This window comes from Psychroflexus montanilacus (assembly GCF_020164535.1).
In the GTDB taxonomy this organism is placed as follows: domain Bacteria; phylum Bacteroidota; class Bacteroidia; order Flavobacteriales; family Flavobacteriaceae; genus Psychroflexus; species Psychroflexus montanilacus.
This window is the reverse complement of sequence record NZ_JAIQZC010000001.1, coordinates 673,214-697,264: the sequence shown is the minus strand read 5'-3', so window position 1 is coordinate 697,264 and position 24,051 is coordinate 673,214. Positions and strand designations below refer to the sequence as shown.

Annotated in this window: 23 protein-coding genes; 17 read left to right on the top strand and 6 right to left on the bottom strand. The window is 38.8% G+C overall.

Annotation, left to right across the window (positions count from 1 at the left end; genetic code table 11):
• Nucleotides 1-253: 253 nt before the first annotated feature.
• A complete protein-coding gene (locus LB454_RS03205) occupies nucleotides 254-1,654 on the bottom strand; it encodes a glycosyltransferase (protein WP_407692584.1) in 1,401 nt (466 codons plus the stop codon).
• Nucleotides 1,655-1,898: 244 nt separating this feature from the next.
• On the opposite strand from LB454_RS03205, the gene LB454_RS03200 reads away from it, so the two are divergent.
• Entirely contained in the window at nucleotides 1,899-2,963 is a 1,065-nt protein-coding gene (locus LB454_RS03200) for a CNNM domain-containing protein (RefSeq protein ID WP_224463066.1), read from the top strand.
• Between the two features lie 155 nt (nucleotides 2,964-3,118).
• Here the strand turns inward: LB454_RS03200 and LB454_RS03195 are convergent, their stop codons facing one another.
• Nucleotides 3,119-4,597 (bottom strand): carboxypeptidase-like regulatory domain-containing protein, encoded by a 1,479-nt coding sequence (locus tag LB454_RS03195; protein ID WP_224463064.1) that lies wholly within the window; start codon nucleotides 4,595-4,597, stop codon nucleotides 3,119-3,121.
• Between the two features lie 284 nt (nucleotides 4,598-4,881).
• Here LB454_RS03195 and LB454_RS03190 point away from each other — a divergent pair, with 284 nt between their 5' ends.
• The 3 genes from LB454_RS03190 to LB454_RS03180 are packed head-to-tail and all read left to right on the top strand — an operon-like array spanning nucleotide 4,882 to nucleotide 10,563.
• Nucleotides 4,882-8,064, top strand: a complete 3,183-nt coding sequence (locus LB454_RS03190) for a SusC/RagA family TonB-linked outer membrane protein (RefSeq protein ID WP_224463062.1) — start codon at nucleotides 4,882-4,884, stop codon at nucleotides 8,062-8,064.
• Nucleotides 8,065-8,081: 17 nt separating this feature from the next.
• On the top strand, nucleotides 8,082-9,542 hold the full coding sequence (locus LB454_RS03185; protein ID WP_224463059.1) for a SusD/RagB family nutrient-binding outer membrane lipoprotein: 1,461 nt from the start codon (nucleotides 8,082-8,084) through the stop codon (nucleotides 9,540-9,542).
• A gap of 7 nt (nucleotides 9,543-9,549) precedes the next feature.
• Nucleotides 9,550-10,563 (top strand): choice-of-anchor J domain-containing protein, encoded by a 1,014-nt coding sequence (locus LB454_RS03180; RefSeq protein WP_224463057.1) that lies wholly within the window; start codon nucleotides 9,550-9,552, stop codon nucleotides 10,561-10,563.
• Between the two features lie 329 nt (nucleotides 10,564-10,892).
• On the opposite strand, the gene LB454_RS03175 is transcribed toward LB454_RS03180, so the two are convergent.
• Nucleotides 10,893-11,180: a GIY-YIG nuclease family protein gene (locus LB454_RS03175; RefSeq protein ID WP_224463862.1), complete on the bottom strand. Its 288-nt coding sequence runs from the start codon at nucleotides 11,178-11,180 to the stop codon at nucleotides 10,893-10,895.
• A gap of 733 nt (nucleotides 11,181-11,913) precedes the next feature.
• Here LB454_RS03175 and LB454_RS03170 point away from each other — a divergent pair.
• From LB454_RS03170 to LB454_RS03130, 9 genes are all read left to right on the top strand, one after another.
• Nucleotides 11,914-12,783: a polyphosphate kinase 2 family protein gene (locus LB454_RS03170; protein ID WP_224463055.1), complete on the top strand. Its 870-nt coding sequence runs from the start codon at nucleotides 11,914-11,916 to the stop codon at nucleotides 12,781-12,783.
• Between the two features lie 375 nt (nucleotides 12,784-13,158).
• A complete protein-coding gene (locus LB454_RS03165) occupies nucleotides 13,159-13,458 on the top strand; it encodes an ArsR/SmtB family transcription factor (RefSeq protein ID WP_224463054.1) in 300 nt (99 codons plus the stop codon).
• An 84-nt stretch (nucleotides 13,459-13,542) separates the two neighbouring features.
• Nucleotides 13,543-13,773: a thioredoxin family protein gene (locus LB454_RS03160; protein WP_224463053.1), complete on the top strand. Its 231-nt coding sequence runs from the start codon at nucleotides 13,543-13,545 to the stop codon at nucleotides 13,771-13,773.
• Between the two features lie 12 nt (nucleotides 13,774-13,785).
• The gene (locus LB454_RS03155; RefSeq protein WP_224463052.1) at nucleotides 13,786-14,739 is read left to right on the top strand and encodes a hypothetical protein; all 954 of its coding nucleotides are present in this window, start codon (nucleotides 13,786-13,788) and stop codon (nucleotides 14,737-14,739) included.
• A gap of 11 nt (nucleotides 14,740-14,750) precedes the next feature.
• Nucleotides 14,751-15,119, top strand: coding sequence for a rhodanese-like domain-containing protein (locus LB454_RS03150; RefSeq protein WP_224463051.1), 369 nt, complete (start codon nucleotides 14,751-14,753; stop codon nucleotides 15,117-15,119).
• Nucleotides 15,120-15,144: 25 nt separating this feature from the next.
• Complete coding sequence (locus LB454_RS03145; protein ID WP_224463050.1) at nucleotides 15,145-15,591, top strand: rhodanese-like domain-containing protein; 447 nt, start codon at nucleotides 15,145-15,147, stop codon at nucleotides 15,589-15,591.
• Between the two features lie 6 nt (nucleotides 15,592-15,597).
• Nucleotides 15,598-16,575 (top strand): permease, encoded by a 978-nt coding sequence (locus LB454_RS03140; protein ID WP_224463049.1) that lies wholly within the window; start codon nucleotides 15,598-15,600, stop codon nucleotides 16,573-16,575.
• Nucleotides 16,576-16,591: 16 nt separating this feature from the next.
• Nucleotides 16,592-17,047, top strand: a complete 456-nt coding sequence (locus LB454_RS03135) for a DinB family protein (RefSeq protein WP_224463048.1) — start codon at nucleotides 16,592-16,594, stop codon at nucleotides 17,045-17,047.
• An 18-nt stretch (nucleotides 17,048-17,065) separates the two neighbouring features.
• Nucleotides 17,066-17,734, top strand: coding sequence for a formylmethanofuran dehydrogenase subunit E family protein (locus LB454_RS03130; RefSeq protein WP_224463047.1), 669 nt, complete (start codon nucleotides 17,066-17,068; stop codon nucleotides 17,732-17,734).
• Nucleotides 17,735-18,309: 575 nt separating this feature from the next.
• On the opposite strand, the gene LB454_RS03125 is transcribed toward LB454_RS03130, so the two are convergent.
• Complete coding sequence (locus LB454_RS03125) at nucleotides 18,310-18,597, bottom strand: GIY-YIG nuclease family protein (RefSeq protein WP_224463045.1); 288 nt, start codon at nucleotides 18,595-18,597, stop codon at nucleotides 18,310-18,312.
• Between the two features lie 450 nt (nucleotides 18,598-19,047).
• Entirely contained in the window at nucleotides 19,048-19,446 is a 399-nt protein-coding gene (locus LB454_RS03120; protein ID WP_224463043.1) for an HU family DNA-binding protein, read from the bottom strand.
• Nucleotides 19,447-19,649: 203 nt separating this feature from the next.
• On the opposite strand from LB454_RS03120, the gene LB454_RS03115 reads away from it, so the two are divergent.
• The 4 genes from LB454_RS03115 to LB454_RS03100 all read left to right on the top strand — a co-directional run bounded on the left by LB454_RS03115 (nucleotide 19,650) and on the right by LB454_RS03100 (nucleotide 22,556).
• Nucleotides 19,650-20,009: a hypothetical protein gene (locus LB454_RS03115; RefSeq protein WP_224463041.1), complete on the top strand. Its 360-nt coding sequence runs from the start codon at nucleotides 19,650-19,652 to the stop codon at nucleotides 20,007-20,009.
• Nucleotides 20,010-20,698: 689 nt separating this feature from the next.
• Nucleotides 20,699-21,106 carry a DoxX family protein gene (locus tag LB454_RS03110; protein WP_224463040.1) on the top strand — a complete coding sequence of 136 codons (408 nt, stop codon included), beginning with the start codon at nucleotides 20,699-20,701 and terminating at the stop codon, nucleotides 21,104-21,106.
• Entirely contained in the window at nucleotides 21,103-21,525 is a 423-nt protein-coding gene (locus LB454_RS03105) for a DsrE family protein (protein ID WP_224463037.1), read from the top strand. Before LB454_RS03110 ends, LB454_RS03105 begins: the two co-directional genes overlap by 4 nt.
• Before the next feature lie 11 nt (nucleotides 21,526-21,536).
• Nucleotides 21,537-22,556 carry a TQO small subunit DoxD gene (locus tag LB454_RS03100; RefSeq protein ID WP_224463035.1) on the top strand — a complete coding sequence of 340 codons (1,020 nt, stop codon included), beginning with the start codon at nucleotides 21,537-21,539 and terminating at the stop codon, nucleotides 22,554-22,556.
• 114 nt (nucleotides 22,557-22,670) lie between these two features.
• Here LB454_RS03100 and LB454_RS03095 read toward each other — a convergent pair whose 3' ends face one another.
• Nucleotides 22,671-23,687: a cytochrome-c peroxidase gene (locus LB454_RS03095; protein ID WP_224463033.1), complete on the bottom strand. Its 1,017-nt coding sequence runs from the start codon at nucleotides 23,685-23,687 to the stop codon at nucleotides 22,671-22,673.
• Nucleotides 23,688-24,051 lie beyond the last annotated feature (364 nt).

Genomic DNA, 24,051 nt, shown 5'->3' with positions numbered 1-24,051 from the left:
CAGGACAAGAGACTTACGGCCCAAAAATCACGAGTCAAGAGCGAAGACCTTAAAAAAAAGGACTAAAAGAGCCAGAAAACTGAATGCAAGACAAATGATAAATAAATTAAGAGTCAAAATCTTAACTGTCACTTTCAGTCATAACAAAAATGCCAGGACGGGACACTTAAGTTAGACCATTGTTGAAGCTTACTGTCGATATTGCTTAAAACACTCTCTAGATAAATTCAGAAATAAATAAAAACTTAACTCCTTAAGAATTCTTTGGAAGCCCTCGAGTTAACCAGCCGCGTCGACTTGCTGTTGCGATGGCATATGGCGTGATCCAGAACAGACTAAAGGTGTAAAATAAACTATAGCAATAGATCCACAGGGACTCTCCTACATTATAAGATTTGGCATAAAATAAGGCAGGAATGCTCGAAAATACAAGAATACTCACAAGTGTAGTACTGAGGAACATCAGCGGATACATAACAATGAAAGCGAGCATCAATAATACAAACGGATAGGCGAAAATCACTTTGATCCACTGGTTGATGAGTAGAATTCTAGGGCCTATTTTGCAGCCTTCTCTATAATTTGAAAAAGCAAACTGGCTCATTTTGATGTTTTCTCTCACATTGCTTCGCTCCCAGCGTATGAACATCTTGTAAAGGTTTTTATAGCATTCCGGAATATTGGTTAAGACGACTGCATTGCTTTGGAAACGCACATTTTTACCCTGTTTTAAGATCATATTGGTCATGGCTCTGTCTTCTCCAATATCTGTTTTGGTTCCCAAAAAGGTTTGATTCATCCAATCTTCCAAACAATTAGATACCGCATCGCGTCTGTAGGCGGCCAGGGCGCCAGGTGTGCATAACACAGACCCTAGTACACTTTGAGCCGAGCGTATAAATTCGAAGCTAAAAGCAAAACTTACGTTCAACATACGGGGTATGATTGCTTTTTGATTGTTTAGGACTTTCACATTACCAGCAACTGCACCACAATTTCTATCGGTGATGAAAGGTGACACCAAATTTCTTAAGGTTTCAGTTTTTACAATAGAGTCGCTATCTACAGTAACGTAAATTTCTCCAGCTCCCATTTTGAAACCTCTGTAGAGCGCGTGGCGTTTCCCCATATTTTTGGGTTGCTGGAAAATACTAAGCTTTTCTCCAATTTCCTGTTTTGCTTTTTGCATCCAGGACCAGGTGTCATCTTTGCTGCCATCATCTATAGAAATGATTTGCAACTTATGACTTGGATAATGGCTTCCTGCCAGGCTATGCAGGGTTTTCCAAACCAATTTCCCTTCGTTGTAAGCCGGTACAATCACGGTAAGCACTGGCAGTTTTTCGTTGGAAACTGAAGCCACCGCTTTGTATCTGAGCCGAAGGAAAAAAATAAACCCTAAAAAAGCGATCTTAAAAGCCAATAGACCTATGGATACATAAATAAGGAGTTGTCCCCAAAAGGTGTTGATACGCTCAAAATGCAATTGCTCAAATGCAGGTTGTAGTTTGATGAGCATGAGTAAGGCACCCGCAAGAAGTAAAAAGGTAATTCCAAAAATACCCATGTCTCTTGTGGACAATGTTTTTAAGGAAAATAATTTTGAAAAGGTTGGAGGTCTTTTGGTTGTGGTGAGGTTGATATTAGTTTGCATGGCTTTTTTAAGTATTAGTAACCAATTCATGTACCGTTCCCGTTTTGCTGATACTACAGGTTATTTAAGGAGTTTGACTCCACAAACTCGTGGATTTTATCCTCACTGTGTAGAAGAGTGTAGTCTGTTTAGCCTTTTGTTGACATGAGTTTAACTCTCCCTTACAAAAAGCCATTTTTTATTTATAAGGATAATTTTGGGAAAATGGCTTTTTACAAAACGTATATTTGAAAAAACCTTTGAGATGTTTTTATTATTTGCCTATTTATTTTTAGCCCTTTTTGTTTCTTTTTTGTGTTCAATTATGGAATCTGTCCTTTTGTCTACCAACCGTTCATTTTTGATTGTAAAGAAAGAAAATGGTCACAAATGGGCCGATTCCTTCTTAAGATACAAGACAGAAATCGATAAGCCTTTATCTGCAATTCTATCACTGAACACTGTCGCCCATACCATAGGAGCTGCTGGTGTTGGAGCGCAGGCGGTTAAAGTTTTTGGTGAAGCTTATTTTGGTGTAGTCTCAGCTGTTTTGACTCTTTTGATTTTAGTGGTAACCGAAATTATTCCTAAAACTTTGGGCGCCAGGTATTGGAAGAGGCTCACTAAAATTTCATACCATATTCTTAGGATTATGATTTTCCTGACTTACCCACTAGTGGTAATGTCTTCTGTAATAACCAATATGCTATCCAGTAATAAAGACGAAAAATCAACGAGTAGGGAGGAAATTGCTGCTTTGGCTACTATAGGCAATAAAGAAGGCTTGTTTACTGAAAAGGAAAACAAGATGATTCAAAATATTTTAAGGCTTAAAAATATTACTGTTGAAAAAATAATGACGCCTAGAGTGGTCGTTATAACAGAAGATGAAAACACCACTTTGCAGGAGTTTTTAAAGAGTAAACAGTACAATAGATTTTCTAGAATACCAATTTATTCTGAAAGTGAGGATAATATTACTGGCTGTGTATTTAGACATGAGTTACTTGAAAAGCTAGCCGAAGATCAACACCACTTAAAACTTAAGGAGCTTAAACGTGAAATTACCGCTGTATCTGGAAAAACCCCACTTTTTACGCTATGGGAAACCTTATTGGAAAATAGAGAACAGATTGCACTCATCTTAGATGAATATGGAGGTATGGATGGAATTGTGACTATGGAAGACATTATAGAAACCATACTTGGACTCGAAATCGTAGACGAAAAAGACACTGTCACCGATATGCAGAAATACGCCAAAGAGCTTTGGAAGAAAAAAAGACTTGGTAAAAAAAATCCAGAAAGCGGAGATAATGCTAAAGCTTAGTGACTTCCTCTATTTATAACTCTTTATGATTACCTAAATTCTTTATAGCTGAATTTGTCATCGGTTACTTAGATGCTTTGCAAGATTTAAGACTTGATATCCAAAGCCATCTTCTAAAGTCTACTATCTAGCATATTTAGTCCAGTATCTAAGACCTATTCATACCTCTTTATCGCTTCTGTCGCCTCTATAATGTTATAATTTTTCCAGTAATTGGCATCGTATGTTTCAACCTCGTCTATCAAGGTATATTCTTTTGTACTTAATGAATCAATAAGGTCTGGAGTAATACTTTCGTACTGCACACCGACGTATTCACTGGTTTCTAGTAAGTTATATTCCAGTTCAAACACGAGTTTCAGTTGTTTACGCTCTTTTCGTTTTTGGTTATTTTCTTTAAAAGACAAACTTCGGTTAACGTAAGCATAACTTCCATCGGTTTGTTTGATATATTTTGGGTAATATGCTTTCTCATCAGTTCTTGAAAAAATCAAAAACCCACTGTCTACAAAAGTGTTGGCTTTGATGCCCAGCACAAATTTTAAGTTCACATTCATGGCCTTTTTACCTTCCTCTAAATCGTATTTGTAGCTTATTATCCCAAAATCCTGAGTATGGATATATAGATCTCCAACATATTTTCCTTTCCTGCGATCTGGCTTAAATTTGATATGATAACAAGGTTCTCCGTAAGCTTTAGTAACGCCTACCAATTCATAAGTGTAGTATTTTGGAGAGGTAAAAAAATCATTTTCAAATCGAGTAGCCTTTCTTTTGTAACCTTTGCTGGTCCAGGTGTTTTTATTGAAAATAGTGTCTGGAATCTTGAACTTTTCATTTTCCATATCTTCAATAACATCGTTGAGAGATAAATCTCTGTCCAGAGGAATAATTCCGGTTTTTACTTTAAAAGAATTTGGAGATTTCAAACTTTTTAAAAGTTCGTAAAACACCTGATCTTGAATGTCGTCTGTGTTGAAGGTTTTTTCCCTGTTGATCAAGTCCAGTGCTTTTTGATATTCATTGACTAAAGTATCTTCAAAAGCATAAATATCGATTAAACGCTCTCGGTAAGATTTAGATGGGTTTTCTTGAATTTTCTCACCTAAATCTTCCATGTTTTTATTCATTTCTTTTCGCTCAGACCTGCTAAGAAAAGACGCTTTTTTAACATCAATCCCAAAGGTTTCAGCTTTATATTCGTCATTATATCTGGCAAACACCTGGACTTTAGAATTCTCTAGCTGGTGGTTTTCTTTTTTATTGGCATTAAATTTTTCTAAAACTTCTTCAGCTGTAAGCGCTTTATCAAACAACAGGACTTCATCAAGCTCATAGGTAGCCGGACTTAATTCAATGACCTGATTGTTTTCAAAATCTCCTAAGGGAATTTCTATAGATTCAAATCCCATAGACGAAAATATGAGAGGAGTTTCCTCATCTGTTGCTCGACGCTGAAGAATAAAATAACCTTCATCATTAGAAATAACGCCATAATTGGTGCCAAGTTGAACAGTCACAAAAGGGATGCCTTCCTGAGTTTTGGCCTCAACCACACGACCTTGAAGGCTTTGCGCAGAAAGCTGGTAATTTCCAAAAAGAGTAAGGATAATAAGTGTAAAGCTGAATTTCATAAGATTAGTTTTTGGTAAGACGCTGGCTATCAGAGAATGTTACATAGTTTTTAATTTTTACTTCTAAAATGGTTATCAGTATCATTTAAACACGCTTTTTAACTTTTGTGCAATCAAAGTAATACTTGATTATAAGTATTTTAGAAACAAAAATTTATCTTAAAAGTCATTAATTTATATTGCATTCATTTGATAGTGAATTATTTAAAAGCCTTAAACTGAGATAAAATTTTAAATTTTTTTAAGATACTAAGGCTTTTACGAGTCTTTTCAAAATACACTAGATGAACATTGCAAACTATTCCTTCCCTCAATTAATTTTCAAAGTTATGCTTGTTGCAGTTTTGCTTTTCGCATGTGAAAGCATGTTCGCTCAAGCAGGAACTTCTCGACAGACAACTCAACAGCAAACGCTACCAGACTCAGCTTTTCCACTAAGCATTCGAGGGGTGGTTACAGATAAGTTATCGGAGCAACCTTTGCTGGGGGTTTCAATAGTAACTCTGGAAACTTCCAAAGGGACAACGACCAACTACGATGGTGAATTCGAAATTTACCTGGAACAGCCTACCTCAGGATTTGAAATTTCATACATGGGTTTCAAAACTGAACAGGTTTTACTTGTAAGTGATGATTTTTTAGAAATAGAACTCACCAGTAATATTAATGCTTTGGATGCAGTGGTTGTAACAGCGCTCAACATTAAGAAATCACAGGAGCGTATAGGTTACTCAACTCAAAAAGTAGATGGAGAAGCCTTAGTGAAAACTCAGGAACCTAATGTGGTGTCCAATCTAACGGGTAAAGTTGCGGGTTTAACCGTTTTTAATTCCACCGATTTTTTTTCAAATCCAGGCTATAGCCTTAGAGGAGAGCAGCCGTTAATAGTGATAGATGGAGTACCCAATACATCCACAAATCTGTGGGAACTCAATGGGAACGACATCGAATCTATAAATGTTCTAAAAGGCCCGCCGGCTTCAGCTCTTTATGGTTCCATTGGTAGAAACGGAGCTATTTTAATTACTACCAAAAGAGGGAGCACGGATGGTGGCCTACAGGTTGAAGTGTCTTCCAATACAATGTTTCAAACCGATTTTCTAAGAATTCCTGAAACACAGTCGGCCTACGGTTCAGGAAGGAATGGTGTTTATAGATATACAGATGGTTCTGGTTCAGGTCAGGAGGGAAGCGGGTTTTCCTGGGGGCCTAGGCTTAACAGGCCAGATCCTTCAACACCCAGCGGTTTTGTAGAACTGGTTCAATATAATAGTCCGATAGATCCTGCCACTGGCGAACGCATTCCTTTGCCCTGGGTGTCCAGAGGTGAGGATAATCTGGATAATTTCTTCAGAACGGGAATTGTGAGCAATACGACTGTTGCGGTAACAGCTGGGAATGCAGAACGCAACATCAGAGTTTCTTTGGGTAATCGCTATCAGCGTGGTATTGTTCCCAACACCGAATTGAACAACTCCAACTTTAGTGTGGCTGGCCGATTTAAGCATAAAAAACTGACTATCGATGCCTCTTTAAATTACAACAAACAACAGTCTGATAATATTCCAGAAGTGGCCTTTAGTTCACAAAGTTTTATTTACAATCTGGCTTTATGGATGGGTACTAATGTCGACGTAAATGACCTTAGAGACTACTGGCAACCAGGCCAGGTAGGTTTTCAGCAAAGACATTACAGCACCAGTTTTTATAACAATCCTCATTTTGTAGCCAATGAGTTCAATAGGGGATATAACAGAGATGTAACTTATGGGCAGGTCTTTCTCACTTATGATCTAGCCAAAGACTTAACAGTCAATATGAGAAATGGATTCAATTATTTTTCACTGGATCGCACGACCAAGCAACCGATTAGTTTTGTAAGGGATTTTAACCGAACTGATGGTAATTTTTCTCAATCCTATAATTCCAGTTTCGATTTCAATACCGATATATTTATGAATTACAATAAGGTGTTTTCTGAAGATTTCAATATTCAGACTACCATTGGGGTATCCAATTTATATAGAAGTAATTCCGCCTCAAATGTAAGCACCAATGGGCTCAACGTTCCTGGTTTTTATAACATCTCCAATTCCAGAAATGCTGTACAAGGCAGTAATTCGGCTTCAGAGTCGAGGATTAGCTCCACCTACGCTACCTTAGATTTTGGGTTTTTCAACTCCATATATCTTGGATTTACAGGGCGTAACGACTGGGTAACTACCTTACCCAAAGAAAACAATTCCTTTTTCTATCCATCGGTATCTCTAAGTTACGTTCCCACCAAAATGTTTGACTTACCTGAAGTGATCTCCAATTTAAGACTAAGAGGCAGCTGGGCAGAAGTGTCTAATGGAGACTTTGGCGGGACCTATTCACATATCGCTTCCTACAATAGTGGCATCAATTGGCAGAATAATGCTTCATTGACTTTCCCAGGAAATTTAATTAGCCCAGATTTGAGTCCACAGACCTCTTCAGCTTTTGAAGGAGGACTGGTAGTTGGTTTTTTTGAAAATAGATTGAGTTTCGACACGAATCTTATCTACGTGAGAAATTTTAATAATCTAACAAACGTTCCTATTTCTCTAGCCTCAGGATTTTCTTCAAGATTAATTAACGCTAACGAATTTGAGAAAAAAGGATTTGAATTGGTCACTCGCGCAAGCCCTATCAAAAACAAAACCTTCGAATGGGATGTGACTTTCAACCTAAGTCAGTACAGAACCTACATCAGCGAAATTGATAATGCAGAAAACATTGGTCAGTTAAGAGAAGGTGATCGTGCGGATAAATTATTTACAACCGTCTGGCAGGAAACACCAGATGGTCAGCCCATTATTGGAAATAATGGCATCAATGTAAGAGACCCATTCAACAGGCATATAGGTTACAGAGACCCAGATTGGGTGTATGGATTTTTGAATAATTTCACTTACAAAAATTTCAATCTATTTGTAGGTCTGGACGGTAGACTAGGAGGTAAGGCCCAAAGCAGAACCATAAGAAATATGTGGTGGTCTGGAGTACATCCGGAGTCTGTCAACGAATACCGGGCAGCTTCAGCAAGTGGTGTGAGCAATTATGTCGCTGATGGTGTCGTGGTTGTAGGCGGTGAGGTTCAATACGATACCGAAGGGAACATCACTAGTGATACCAGACAATATGCGCCCAATGAACAGGTAGTAAATTATGAAGATTATATGACGACTTACCATTCCAGAGCCTATGGTAATCACTTTTATGATTTATCCTTTTTAAAATTAAGGGAAGTCAGCTTGAGCTATAATTTTCCAGCTGAACTTTTAGAAAATACATTTTTGAAATCAGCGACGGTTTCACTTATAGGAAGAAATCTTGCCATTTGGTCCAAGGTGGATTTTATAGACCCAGACTCAGGAAATGACACCAACCTTCAAACGCCTTCTATGAGGAATTTTGGAATTCATTTCAACGCTAAATTTTAATCAGAAAAAAGACACCAATGCAGTTCAATATATCACACACAACCCTAGTTTTTGCTTTACTTCTTCTAGTAAGTTGTCAGGACTACGACGAATTTCAGAATGATCCTAACAGCACTACCCAGGCCAATCCAGGACTATTGCTTACCAATATTGAGGTAAGCACGCTAAATTCTATAGATCTCAATGCTTCGATGGCCTCCAGACATTTAGTCAATGTCAACCTGGTAGAGGATTCACAGTATTATGGCTGGGACCGTGCCAGTTTTGGATTTTATAATACGTTAAGGCAGGTCAAAAAAATGGAAGAAGAAGCAGAGAATTTTCAAAACCAGAATTTTACCGCCATCGCTAAGTTTTTTGAAGCTTTTATTTACGAGCAAATCACCAGGCAGTTTGGAGATATTCCTCAATCTGAAGCCATGCAGGCAGAACAAGAAGGCTTCCAGCCGATTTATGATCCGCAGGAACAAGTGTATCTCCGCATTTTTGATTTGCTGGAAGAAGCCAATGCGCTGCTTGAAACCTCTGGACCCGCTATTAATGGGGATGTGGTTTTCAACGGTGACTTACTGAAATGGAAGAAATTGATCAACAGCTTTCATCTAAGAGTCTTGATGAGTTTATCGGTAAGAGAGGATGATGCTAACTTGAATTTACCATCCCGATTCAACAGCATCTATTCTAATGCTGCAGCTTATCCACTCATGGAATCTTCAGCAGATAATGCTTTTTACACCTATTCAGAAGAAACAGGTAACGTATATCCGTTTTGGAGAAATGCTTCAATTACAACCTCATATATTTTAGAAGAGTCTTTTGTTGAACGACTTAAGAATTTCAATGATCCGCGATTGTTTGAGATGGCTTCACCAGATAGTAATTCTAATAATGAGGATCCTCAATCCTTTAGCAGTTACTCAGGACTTCTGGGAAGTGCGCCACTTAGTGTCAATGTAGCAAGGCTTACCAGCGGAGAAGGTTCTTCCCTTAACAGTCGCTATGTAGAAGATGCCGAGGCTGAGGTTAATCTTTCTCTAGGCTTTTCAGAACTGAATTTTATTCTGGCAGAAGCAGCTCATCGCAATTGGATTTCTGCCGGCGCCCAGGATTTTTATGAAGAAGGCATTAGAGCCTCTATGGATTACTACGGAATTGCTGAAACTTTGGTAAATGATTATTTAGCTCAGCCAATCATTGCTTATCAGTCCTCAACAGGTTTGGAACAAATCCTAATCCAAAAGCACACCGCTATGTTTCTTAATTCGGGTTGGGAACCTTTTTATGACAACCGAAGGACAGGATTCCCAGAGTTTAACGTAAACGGAGGAGGAGTCATAAACGATGAAGGAGTTCCCAAACGCTGGTTATATCCTTTTTCTGAAATTAACCAAAATGTAGATAACTTAGAAAATGCCATACAGCGTCAGTTTCCAGAAGGAGATGACGTGAATGCGGTGATGTGGTCTATTCAAAACTAAATTAACTATGCGACAATTATCAACTCTAATACCTGGCCTTTTTTTACTTCTGTGTATATGTCTTTTCTCTTCCTGTAGCGATGACGACACTGTAGCTTTGGTGAGGTTTTCCTCCCCTGAAGTTGAAGTGATGACAGATACGCTTACGCCTTCTTCGATTAGTTTGGAATTAACACCAGCTGCCTCAGAAACTTCCAATGTAAGAATCATAGCTCCGCAAAATGCATACGGCAGCCTTTTTATTACAGAACCTCCACTAAGTGCGGGAGAAATAAATGTTCCAGTGAGCTCAGGAGCCACTTCAGCCAGTTTTGAGTTAATCCTGCTGGAAGAAGGAATTGGCTTTGAAGATTTTCAGCAGGATTTCGAGATTATTGCTGTAGGCCCGGGACTCACAACCAACGAGTTTGAAGGTAGGTATTTGAGTTTTAATCTTATCAACGAACGCGTGCAGGAAGACGATTTACCATTTGTGGAAAACTTCAACATCTGTACTTCTGGAAGTGCAGAAGAGTTTCCACCAGAGGGGTGGGAAAACAGAATTGTGGAACAAAACTCCTTTGGAACAGGGGGCTTCTTTTGCTACACAGGTCAGGGAATAACGGGTGTAGGGACCAATCCTTTTTTAGACGACGGAATAGCAACACAGGGAGATGATTATTCTGAAGCCTGGCTCATTTCTCCGCCTATCAGTTTAGGTGGTGCTGAAGCTCCTGGCCTAAGTTTTGATTTTGACAGGCGTTTTGATGCTCCTATTGATGAAAATACATTGGAGTACGGACTTCAAATTTCGACCGATTATGATGGAACCAATTTCGAAACGGCCAACTGGGAGGTCTTTCAGCCTGCCGTGGATGCCATGACTGCCAACGATCCTGGATTTGATGGAATTGAAAATACGGGTACGCTGGACTTAAGCGCATATGAAGGGCAGGACATCAGTATTGCCTTTATCCACAGAGCTGCAGATGCGTACTTTCTTGCCACTTCGATACGAGTCGCGAATGTGAGAATAGAGTAGAAGGTTCTGGTGTACTTAAATCAGTGCGATCCTTGTCAGTTCGAGTGATTTGCGGAGCGGTAGCGTAGCAAATCGTATCGAGAACTAGACCTGTTGGAAACATCTTTTGAGAGGTGTTTATGCTTTTAGACAAACTTCTCGATTCTTGTCAGTTCGAGTGATTTGTGGAGCGGTAGCGGAACGAATTGTATCGAGAACTCGACCCAACGCAAGATTTTTTTTCTAGTTATTCGATGCTTTGATAATAAACCCAGTTCTCGATACATCCGCCTGAGGCGGACACTCGAACTGACATTTCGAGAACTCGACCTAATCCAAAAGTGATTTAATCAATCCTCAAATTTCTTTTTAGCAAGATTTGGTAAGTCTTCAAACTGACCATCAATCAAAGCTTGTTTTTTAACTTTTGACCATTTTTTGATTTGCTTTTCCATAGCGATAGCTCTTTCAACTTCAGTGAATTCAGCATAATACTTTAATTCAACTGGCCTTCTATCAAAAGTATAGCTTCCAAAATGCCTACCGCTTTGATGGTCTTGTAACCGCTTGTCTAAATTTGAAGTTATACCAGTGTAAAATGTTTGATCAGAACAAAGGAGGATATAAACACAATACATAAGTTTAATTGATTTATTTAAAATTAAAAAATTTCTATTTAATCTTTGAGTAATGTCAGTTCGAGTGATTTGTGGAGCGGTAGCGTAGCAAATTGTATCGAGAACTCGACCTAACGGATGTATTTTTTCCAATTACTTCATGTTTTAGTATAAACCCAGTTCTCGATACAATTTTATTCCATTTCATTTCATAAAATCACTCGAACTGACATTTCGAGAACTCGACCCAACGCAAGACTTTTTTCTAGTTATTCGATGCTTTGATAATAAACCCAGTTCTCGATAGATCCGCCTGAGGCGGACAATCGAAGTGACATTTCGAGAACTCGACCTGATGGAAACAAATTTTGAGAGGTGTTTATACTTTACGAAAGTACTTCTCGATACATCCGCCTGAGGCGGACAATCGAAGTGACATTTGGAGAACTCGGCCTGATGAAAACAGTTTGAACCAGATTAGGACTATAAGTATTATTTATTTATACATTTTAGTGAATATTAAAAATAACTGTAACAAGCCTCTTCCCTCTGAGGGAAGACGGGAGAAGGGTGTATTTCGAAAATCACCTCACTGCCCTGCCTTTGGAGTATAGGCATTTAGACGTCATAGGCAAGTGAATTCAATAGGTTTATTAAATTCATATTCCTTTTTGAAATCCAAAAACTTAGGATTCTTTTACTTATTTTGCAAACAGGAGTCTATAAAACCTGCCCCGGATTAAAAAACAGCACTATGGAACTAGAAAATCTTAAAGTAAACGGAAAGATCAAACTCAGTAGTTACCCCACAGCACTTAGCCAAAACAGCAGTAAGAAGGCTTTGAAAAAGCAGTTAAAAAAAGAAAGGAGAGAACTCGGTGAGATGCAAAATACACTGTATGCACACGGGAAATACTCCGTGCTTATTTGTATACAGGGTATGGATACTTCGGGAAAGGACAGCCTGATACGGGAAGTGTTCAAAGACTTTAATGTACGAGGGGTGATTTCCTATAGCTTTAAAAAACCCTCAGAAAGAGAGTTGCAGCATGATTTTCTATGGAGGCATTACAGAGCCTTACCGGCCAGAGGCAAGTATGCGGTGTTTAATCGATCGCATTACGAAAACGTATTGATTTCCAGAGTGAAACCAGAAATAGTTCTGAATGAGAAGATTCCGCATATCAATTCCTTAGAGGATATCACACCTGCCTTTTGGGAACAAAGGCTTGAACAAATCAATAATTTCGAACAGACCATTCACCAAAATGGTTGTATTATTTTTAAGTTTTTCCTTCATATTTCTAAAGACGAACAAAAACACAGAATTTTAAGGCGTCTTAATAAACCTAATAAAAACTGGAAATTTTCACCAGAGGATTTAAAAGACCGCGAACTTTGGGACGAGTACACCCATTATTACGAAGAAGCGATTTCGGCCACTTCAAAGCCACATGCGCCCTGGTACATCATACCTTCAGACAGCAAGCATCATGCACGCTTGTTGGTGGCAAAGATTATAAAAGAACGTATGCAAACATACACCGACATTCAAAATCCAAGTCTGCCGGATGAACTTCAGGATCAAATTTCGTATTATAAAAAGCAGTTGAAGGATTCTTGATAATAAAGTTTAGTTTCCTTATTTTAATATATAATCTAAGTTCCTTGTCAGTTCGAGTTTCCCGACAAATTTCGTCAGGATATATCGAAATGACGTTGTCGAAAGGTAGCTTCGATACATCCGCCTGAGGCGGACACTCAGCCACCAGTGTTCGAGTTGGTCATTGAGTGTCCCGACAGGTTTTCTCGGGATGTATCGAAATGACGTTGTTGGAAGGTAGCTTCGATAGATCCGCCTGAGGCGGACACTCAGCCACCAGTGGTTTAGTTGTGGTCATTGAGCCTGTTTGCGTTCATTGGAAGGCAAACAGGCTGAAAGTGACGAGGGTTTAAAACTTAATTAAAGTTCGTATATTTGCGAATAGAATTAAATGTTATGCAACCAACACAAGACATCCTTTCAGAAGAATTAAAGCAAACCGCTCGGTTTGCTAAGGCCTTAGGTCATCCTATTCGGCTGGCGATTCTGGAGTTGCTTAACTCTCAAGCCTGTTGCTTTCATGGAGACATGGCAGAAATACTACCTGTTGCAAAATCTACGCTATCTCAGCACCTCAAGGAATTGAAAAATGCAGGACTCATTCAAGGTAATATTTCTTCTCCTACAATCAAATACTGCATCAATAGAGAAAATTTTGAGCTGGCGAAACAACTTCTTTCTTCTGCTTTAAAATAATTTTTCACATCTTCAATCGTATTTTTACGAATTGAGAATTATAGTTCGTATATTTGCGAACAGTTAATCGTAAAAAGCAATCTAATGAGATCAATTAAAATATTAGGAACAGGTTGTCCAAAGTGTAAGACTATGTTCAACAATGTCAATAAAGCACTAGATAACAAGGGTGTAAAGGCCAATGTTGAAAAGATTGAAGACATCCAGGAGATCATGAAATACAATGTGCTTTCTACTCCAGTTTTGGTGATTGATGAAGAGATAAAAATAAAAGGTAAAGCTGGCGATGTGTCAGAAATAGAATCTTTTTTATAAAACCATACATTTATGAAAAGAGGTGAATTTTTAAGAAACAGTGCGTTCGCCACTGGCACTTTAATGTCAGGAGGATTATTTGCTAGAGGTTTTCAAAAAGAAGATTTACTAGAAGAACCTATAATTGATGGTGTTTTTTCCGCTACCTGTTCATTTAGAGTAGCAAAACCAATACATAAGGAGGTTGAGTCTAAAATAAAAGAATTAGTCAATTCAGAAATAAGTCAGTATGATGGATTTTTAGGATTTAGTTTGAAGCAAATGGTTGGGGATTCAACTATGGTGAAAAATCTTCCGGCCAGCTATAAAGGAGCTCTCGCCAATGCTTTTGAAGAGGGAGCCGAAAGCGGAAGCATGCCTTATGTGTATTTGTTACTGGTAAGGTTTAATTCTTTTGAAAATTTAAAATTTTACGGCGCTAACAACCTGATTAAAGACCATTTAAGCGAAGTGAATTTCATGTATAGTCCAAATGGAAAGACAGACCTGTTTTTAGAGTTTACGGGTGAACCTATGGTAACGATAGCCGCTGGTAACAGAGAGAAGGTCTTTAGCCATCCAAGTGAGCTTAAAACATTCTTGAATTATAAGCATGGTCTTAAAAACACCATTACAGTAGCAAATCACGTTAGCATAAAGGCAAAGCATACAGAGGCTTTTGAAGAACAAGTGAAAGGCCTTTTAAGCATAGCTCAAAATACGTTTAAACCACATACCTCAGAAACAGGATTGGCCGGAGCTAAGGATAACTCAAACTACAAAAAAGCAGTGACCACTGAAATTTTACGTGGAGCCAAAACACATGGCGATTATCGAAATTATATCATGCATGGGGTTTGGGAATCGTACTGGGATCATGAAAACTCGCATCTGGATCAGCGTTTCAAAAAAGCTGCTGCACCGGTAGGTTCTTATGTCGTAAAAGGACCAGTGGAGCCTTTTTATAAAACAATCCTTGACATTTAAAACTACAGATGATGAACACGACACAAATAATAAATAGTTGCCCAACCACCACTGCTCAGTTTGAAAAAGAAGGGGGTTTTTTGGTGGATGTGAGAGAAAAAGAAGAAGTCGATAAACTTAGTTTTGATGTGAAGAATATACTTCATATCCCCTTGACAGAATTTGAAGAACGCTATGCAGAAATTCCTAAAGACCAATCGATAGTGATGGTGTGCAGGAGTGGAGTAAGGAGTCTAAAAGCGGCCTATTATCTCAGTAATAAAGGCTATAAAGAGGTGAAAAACTTAGACGGGGGTATTATAAAATGGGAATCTAAAGGCTTTCCTGTTAAAGGAGATCTGGCAGAAGTCAATCCTACCGACTCAGGTTGTTGTAATTGATCCCGTTGTTTCTAAAATGAATGCTATGAAAACAATTCAATTCCTTATTTTAGGTTTTATATTCCTAAACGTGGCATCAGTTTCTGCGCAAACCGAACTGGATAATTACCTGTCGAACTATACCTATGAAAGCCGAAAGGAGATGAAGATCTCTTCAGAGCAAATTGTTCAGTTATTGCAAGATGATGAGGTGGTTTTAGTCGACATCCGTTTTGAAGAAGAACAAGCCGCATGGCAGATGGATTACGCTATAAAAATGCCCCTTTCCACTTTGCCCCAACGCTATGTGGAACTGCCAAAAGACAAACGCATTGTTACTGCCTGTCCACACAAGGATAGAGCTATCCTGGCGATGATGTACTTAAAGAGCAAAGGCTACGAAGTAGCTTATTTAAAAGACGGTTTGCTGGGGCTTGCTGATCATTTGCGTGGTGACAAGGCTAAAAATTTTATTAGAAATTTCAAAAAGTAAAATCTGATGTTCGAATGGACGCAAAAATTTGCAGACTGGTTGATCTACCAAGTCTTTGATATTGCAGCCGAATCTGATTTGGGTGCTGCTTTAAACTTTTTCGTTTACGATACGATCAAGATTTTGGTACTCTTATTTGTAATCGTGTTCTTGATGGGAATCGTCAATATGTATTTTCCGATCGAGCGATTAAAAAACTACCTCAATCGTAAAAAACTTTACGGATTAGAATACGTTTTTGCTTCTACCTTTGGAGCTATTACGCCCTTTTGCTCCTGTTCCTCTGTGCCGCTCTTCATAGGTTTTGTACAAGGAGGAATTCCACTCGGTGTTACCTTTTCATTTTTAATCACATCTCCGCTTGTCAATGAAGTAGCTATAGCCATGTTCTTAGGAATGTTTGGATGGGAAGCCACCCTTATTTACGTAGGTTCCGGATTGATTCTGGGCACACTTGGTGGATGGATTTTAGGTAAATTCAATTTACAGCCTTTGTTGTCAGATTGGGTACAAAAGATTTTGGAAAACGCTGAAGCTAAGGAAATTGATTATGATGATACTCCAAGGAGTTTTGTACAGCGCTTACCAGAAATCACGCGCAATGCCTGGGACCTGGTTAAAGGAATTTTAATCTATGTCCTTATCGGTATAGGAATAGGAGCAGCGATGCATGGCTATGTCCCGGAAAATTTCTTTGCGGAATATCTGGGCAGTGGTGCCTGGTGGACAGTTCCATTAGCGGTTATTCTTGCCGTCCCTATGTATGCCAATGCTGCTGGAATTATCCCCGTGATTCAGGTTTTTGTGGCCAAAGGTGTTCCTCTAGGAACAGCTATAGCCTTTATGATGGCCACCGTTGGTTTATCTATCCCTGAAGGGACTTTGCTCAAAAAAGTTATGTCACTTAAGTTGATCGCCCTCTTTTTTGGGGTGGTCACCTTGTTCATTATTCTATCAGGGTTTTTATTTAACTTATTACTTTAATACTAAAACACTATTGATGACACAGCACTATTTGAATTTATGGAAGGAAGCCAGAACTCGGTTTTCCAATCCATTGGATACTATTTCTGAAGATGATCTCAGGAAAACACTGGGAGAAAGCCCTAATTCTATTGGATTTTTGATACGGCATATCGCCGAAGTTGAATTGCTTTTTGCTAAAAATGTGTTCAAGTTGGATGGAGTACAAATTACAGCTAAAACGGTTATTGATGGCAAAGACACTGGCAAATGGACCAATCTTGAAGCGCTTAGAGATATCAGTGATTATGCTTATGAACAGCTCCAAAACGCTATTGAAGCTAAAGGAGACGATGCCTGGGGAGAAGAAGTGACTACCGAAGAATTTGGCACCAAATCTTTGGCCGAAGCTTTTGGAAGAATCGTTTCACACACAGCTTATCACGCCGGGCAAATGGCTCTAGCCAAAAAATACGGAACCATTAAGGAATAAATCGCCAACTCATTTAAAATGAAATACATTCTTCTTACTTTTTTTATAAGCTTTTTTTGGATGTCCTGTTCAAAATCTCCTCAAGCTATCAATACCTCAAAAGCACCAACCATCAAAGTGATAGACACTGACTTTTCAAAAGGTCAGCTTAACCATGTTCAAGATATACAACTGGATGATTTAGTAAAACTTCACGGGCATTTATGCGATGGTTTGGTTTTAGGGTATCTGGGTTTGCATGAAGCTTTTAAAGAGTTGTACCCCGAAGGACCTGTCGATCGAACCAACACCAGAATCATCAGTAAGTCGTCACCATGTTTGACGGATGCTGCCATGTATCTCACTGGAGGAAGGTATCCATACAATACATTTTATGTGGATAATTCTATCGATGGAATTTACTACTTACAAAGACTTGATCACCAAAAAGCGCTAAGTGTAAGTTTAAAGGCAGGAGTAAAACCAGAAGAAATAGATAGTCTGGGACAACTCGCCATCAAAGAGCAATTGAATCTTGAAGAATTAAACCATTTAAAACAGATAGAAGATGAGTTTAGTGCTGTTCTGTTAAGCACCCCGGCAAAGGAGTTATTCGATGTTGAGGTCATCACCGATTTTCAATGGTCACCTCGTTCTAAACATAACTATCCCAAAACAGATATTCTAAATAAAAATGTAATGGAGTAATTGTTTTAGGATGGAGTATGACTCAAGCTATGTTAGTTCGATCCTTGTCAGTTCGAGTGATTTGTGGAGCGGTAGCGAAACGAATAGTATCGAGAAATCGACTTGATGGTTGTATTTTTTCCAATTACTTCATGTTTTAGTATAAACCCAGTTCTCGATACAATTTTATTCCATTTCATTTCATAAAATCACTCGAACTGACATTTCGAAAACTCGACTTAACGCGGACATTTTTTTTGATAAGTATTTATGTTTTACGAAAGTACTTCTCGATGCAATTTTATTCCATTTCATTTCATAAAATCACTCGAACTGACATTTCGAAAACTCGACTTAACGCGGACATTTTTTTTGATAAGTATTTATGTTTTACGAAAGTACTTCTCGATACAATTTTATTCCATTTCATTCCATAAAATCACTCGAAGTGACATTTGGAGAACTCCACCTGATGGAAACATCTTTTGAGAGGTGTTTATGCTTTACTAAAGTACTTCTCGATACATCCCGACAAAAACTGTCGGAACACTCGAACTGACATTTCGAGAACCCGACCTGATCCAAAAGTGATTTAATCAATCCTCAAATTTCTTTTTAGCAAGATTTGGTAAGTCTTCAAACTGACCATCAATCAAAGCTTGTTTTTTAGCTTTTGACCATTTTTTGATTTGCTTATCCATAGCGATAGCTCTTTCAACTTCAGTGAATTCAGCATAATACTTTAATTCAACTGGCCTTCTATCAAAAGTATAGCTTCCAAAATGCCTACCGCTTTGATGGTCTTGTAACCGCTTGTCTAAATTTGAAGTTATACCAGTGTAAAATGTTTGATCAGAACAAAGGAGGATATAAACACAATACATAAGTTTAATTGATTTATTTAAAATTAAAAAATTTCTATTTAATCTTTGAGTAATGTCAGTTCGAGTGATTTGTGGAGCGGTAGCGAAACGAATAGTATCGAGAACTAGACCTGACGCAAGACTTTTTTCTAGTTATTTGATGCTTTTATAATAAACCCAGTTCTCGATACAATTTTATTCCATTTCATTTCATGAAATCACTCGAACTGACATTTTGAGAACTAGATCTAACAGATATATTTTTCTAACTACTTCATGTTTTAGTATAAATCCAGTTCTCGATACAACTTTATTCCATTTCATTTCATAAAATCACTCGAACTGACATTTTGAGAACTCGACCCAACGCAAGACTTTTTTCTAGTTATTCGATGCTTTAAGAAAGTACTTCTCGATACTATTTACTTGCTCTTGTCGAGCAACTAAATCACTCGAAGTGACATAGCCTCCCTACTTCTTATAAACAATCTTCATCTCCATACCACCTCGCAGTTGTTTCTTGAGGCGTTTGCTGGGCTGGTAGTTGATTTTTAACTTCTGGATATCGCTTTTTTTTAAGTCTGAGGGCTGAGGTTTGGAGGCTGACTGCACCGCCATTTTGAAACTGCCCAGATCGCCAAGGTTTACTTTATAGCCTTGTTGCAAGGCATCCCAGACCTGATGATTGAGCTGGGAGATGCAGGCAAGCACATCGGCTTCAGTGAGGCTGCAGGACTGATTGATGCGGTAACACAACTCCTGCATCGATAACTCTGCTTTCACTTTGGTTTGCAAAATATACACTTCCGGGTTGGTCCCGTCTTTGGTAATGGAATTTATACGTCTGGAGGGATGAAGTTTTAAGGGCATTTTGTAATGGTTTTAGTTCCTAAAAATAATACAGCTTTTGGTAATACACCTGCTTCATACTTGCTTTTTTAGAGTTGGCAAACGTGACGACTTCCACAATTTGAGACTTAGATCCAGTTTTATTTATGAAATTCTTAATTTAACTTTAATACTTAAAGGCAGCGGTGGGTGATAAGAATCATTAGTTTTACGCAGTGAAAAGAATGAAAAACATAGCATCAGTTTATTCTGTATTAGGTCTCGGCCTTTTGCTATTACTTTCACCGTGCAAGGTTAGAAATTTTGTACAGGCTGAGCTTGGCGTCGAACAGACTCAGGTATCGAGTAAAAGTCAGTCGCTTGCACCACAATTCAGTTGCCAAACTCAGGAGATTGTTCAAGCCAAAGCAACGACAAGCAAGCTGGAAGCAAAGCAATTTTCCTATGCAGGACCTATCAATTTCAGTGTAGATTTTGATGCCACTTTCCTTCAGGCTTCTATTCAAAACGACTACGCAAGACCAAAGGTGGCCTCTTCAGTGCCATTGTATATTCTTTACAGCAATCTCAAGGTTTATCTGTAGGGAATCCTTACCCAAAAAAACGTATTTAAATCAAATTACAAATCGTAAAAACAGTTAGCTAACTGAGGTTTTGAAAATAGTTTGTGAGTTTTTGAGTCATATAAAAGAGGGTTTAGGTTTTAGGAATTAGGAAATTAATAATTCATAATTACATCCCTTCCTCTCGGCTATTAGACCTATGACTATCCTAAGGCTCGAATACACGAAAAACTAAAAACCAACTTTTTGCCCCGGCCCTATAGGGAGTTTTTATAAGACAAAAAGGGTTTGGAAAATAGTGTGTGAGTCCTTCAGTTTTTGAGTCATATAAAAGAGGTTTTAGGTTGTAGGAATTAGGAAATTAAAAATTCATAATTACATCCCTTCCTCTCGGCTATTAGACCTATGACTATCCGATGACTCGAAGATACGAGAACTAAAAACCAACTTTTTTGCCCCGGCCCTAAAGGGAGGATTTAAAGAGAGTAAGGTTTTGAAAATAGTTTGTGAGTTTTTGAGTCATATAAAAGAGGGTTTAGGTTGTAGGAATTAGGAAATTAAAAATTCATAATTACATCCCTTCCTCTCGACGCTTTGACCTATGACTATCCGATGACTTGCATACACGAGAAACTAAACACCAACTTTTTTCTTGCAAAAGCCTTAAGTGTTCAACAGCGACTGTTATCAATAAACACAGATCATTTAAAATGAAATCTAAACCTAACACGCTGCAGGTAAGCCACACATCAGTAGTCTTACTTCGGGTGATGCTTAGCCTCATTTTTATTGTCGCTAGCATCAGCCATTTTATCAATACCGAAAACACCATACAACGGCTCGAGAATGCCAAAATGGGATTTATTGGTCAGCTGCTTGGTACGCCCAAAATGGCAGTCATCCTCTCAGGGGTGGTGATGCTGATCGCCGGCATTGCCCTGCTGACAGGTTTTAAAACCCGACTCGCTGCTATAGTGCTTATCTCGGTACTGGTTCCTATAACGCTTGCCGTACAAATAGGGCAGGTGGAAAGCATGGGGCCTCTTTTTAAAAACATCGCCCTACTAGGCGGACTCTTATTCTTTAGTATAAATTCAAACTTAAATTACAAACAATGAAACATTCAATCACATACATCACCGCTTTACTCGTTCTCATTATGGGAACTGCTCAACTCAAAGCGCAAACTTCAACTTCAGATCAAAACGACTATGTTGTGCTGTCCAAGAACATCAAACAACTGAAACCCATCCTTATGACCGCCACCTCGCTGGCTGAAGAAGACGGTGAAAACTACGGTGAATTTCAGGTGGTGTTTTGCGGAAAAACCGTCGCTGATATTCGAGATAACACTGACTTTCAAGCTCTTCTAAAACAGGCTGCTCAACAGCAGATGAAGGTTTACGTCTGTGGATTGTCGCTTCAGGCTTTTGAAGTGAACCCAGAAGAATTGCCTCAACACCTGGAGGTGGTGGAGAACGGTATTTTTTACGGTTTCCAGCTGAAGAAACAAGGATTTATAAGTCTCACCATTTAATCTGAATCCCTATGAAATCGATATCACTTAAAAACGACGCGGGTTTATTAACCCTGGCCATCCGACTGGTTGTCGGCTGGACTTACTTTTCAGCCCTGTGGCGACGCACGGTTTTAGCCGATAAACTCGACCCGGAGCAGGCGGGCTACATCGGAGAGAAATTTAATCATTTTTTACCCAACGCCCTCGGCATCAAACCCATTATACAGTACCTGGTCGAAAATCCAGATATCCTGTATATCAATATGCTCATCTTTACCATCATAGAAGGGATTGTAGGCCTGTTTATCATGTTTGGACTCTTTACCCGACTTATGAGTATTGGGGTCTTTGGCCTGGCCATGGGCATACTACTGGGGTCGGGTTGGATCGGTACCACCTGCCTGGATGAATGGCAGATTGGTGTGCTGGGCATTGCCACCGGTTTTGTTTTATTCCTAACGGGAAGTGGTAAGTATTCACTGGACAATTACCTGATGAAAAACAACTATAGCCTGACCAAAACCAAAGCTTTTGCCTGGTTAGGTTCTGGCATTCTGCCGATTCGTGAGCGTTTGTTTCCAAGAGTTGTACTGATAGGATCACTGCTGATTTTTGGCCTGACGCTCATGACCAATCAGGTGTTTCATGGCGGTTTATGGGGAACCTTGCATAACAAATCGGTGAAGCCAAAACTCGAGATTACGGAGGCGATGATGAGCCACGAGGCGGTAAGCTTTGATGTGTTTAGGACCGAAGGTGTAGATGTGTACGGCGCCTGGATCATTGGCATTGAAGTTTTGGATGCACAACAGCAAAGTGTACTGCGTTACACCCAAACTGACTTAGCCAACATGGGAGAGGAGCAGATCTCCAACTATTATGTGGCCAAAGTCAAGCCTGGTCAGCATAGCCTGGTGGTTCCGCTGGGCGCCAAAGCCAGATTGTCGCTTAAAGATCCAGTCCTGCAGGATTTACCGGCAGGCACTTACACTATAAAACTAACCGACATCAGCGGGGCCTCCTGGGAGGAAGAGCTGACTAAAGGTTAGGGTTTAATCAATTTATAATTCATTAGCCATTAGATCACTGGATGAATTTCTAGCGCTCTAAAAAAGCCGTCTCAATTTTGAGACGGCTTTTTTGGCTTAAGACTTATCAGGTAGTTACAAAGTCTTCATAGATTCATCAAGATCTGCTTCCATAGCTTCAAAGAAAGCGATAATCGCTTCCACATCTTCATCGCTGATGTCTTTATTGCTCTGCAACTTTGCCATGATTTTAATGCTTTCTTCCAAACTTTCCACAGAGCCATCATGAAAGTAGGGAGCTGTCTTGGTAATGTTTCTCAGGCTGGGAACTTTAAAGATATAATTATCACCTGCTTTTCCAGTGACTTCCGCTAGTCCCTTGTCGATGTCTTCACTGTTGGTGTAGGTCCAGTACTCATCAAAAAGTCCAAATTTCTGCATCATGTTCCCACCAAGTGCCACACCAGAGTGACAGGTAATGCATGCATTATCGATAAAAGCCTGTAAACCTTTTTGTTGTGTTTTACTTAAAGCCTTTTCATCACCATCCAGATATAAGTCAAACTTGCTTACAGGCGTCATTCGCCGTTCAAAGGCACCAATAGCATCTGTAATAGTGGTAAAGGTTAAGCCTTCATCAGGATAAACTTTTTTGAAGGATTGAACGTAGGCCTCAATTTTGGAGAGTTTGTTTTCCAAATACAAGGTATCAGGAATCGAGTGTTCTACAGGATTTAATAGTGGCATACCTGCCTGCTCCTCTACATCTTTAGCTCTTCCATCCCAGAATTGTGAAGAATGCAAGTGCGCATACAGCACACTAGGAGAATTACGCGTTCCCAACTCCTCGGTGTCTCCAAGGGATTTGGGTAAATTATCTACTCCATAGGTGGAAAGATCATGGCAAGAGTTACAACTTATAGTGTTATTTTTTGATAAGCGCTTATCGAAATACAAGGTTTTTCCCAGTGCAATTTTATCTGCTGATATGTCTTGCTCTTCTATGGTATTGACGGATCCAAAAAGGCTTGTGGCCTTTTGGTGTAATTCGCTTTTTGGTTCTGATTCTTTTTCGGTATAAAACCCTTTTTCTGAAGGTGAATTACAACTTAATAAACTGATAATGAGTGTGGAATAAATGAATAACTTCATGATTCAAAGCCGTTAAATGGTTACTTATTTCAAGAACATAAAAATAACCAAAAGCCCTGTCTAGCTTTGTAACAAGAGTAACATCAATCGATAGAAATAAACTAGAAATGACGCTTGTCAGTTTTTAGTCTGTCAGCTTTTTTTTAAAAGATGAGTTGGAATTTTAATGCTAAATATTTCCCTGATATACTCCTCCTTTTTAGTTGACCTATATGCTTTGCAACCTGACTCCATTTTTTTCTGCAGAGGCGTGAAGGTATCACCATTTTAGTTTATCTTTGTTTAAGTAGTAGTTTACAAAATGAATACAATAAAAAAAGAGTACTCTTTTCTCATAAAAGTAGTACTCTTTTTGTTTAAAAAG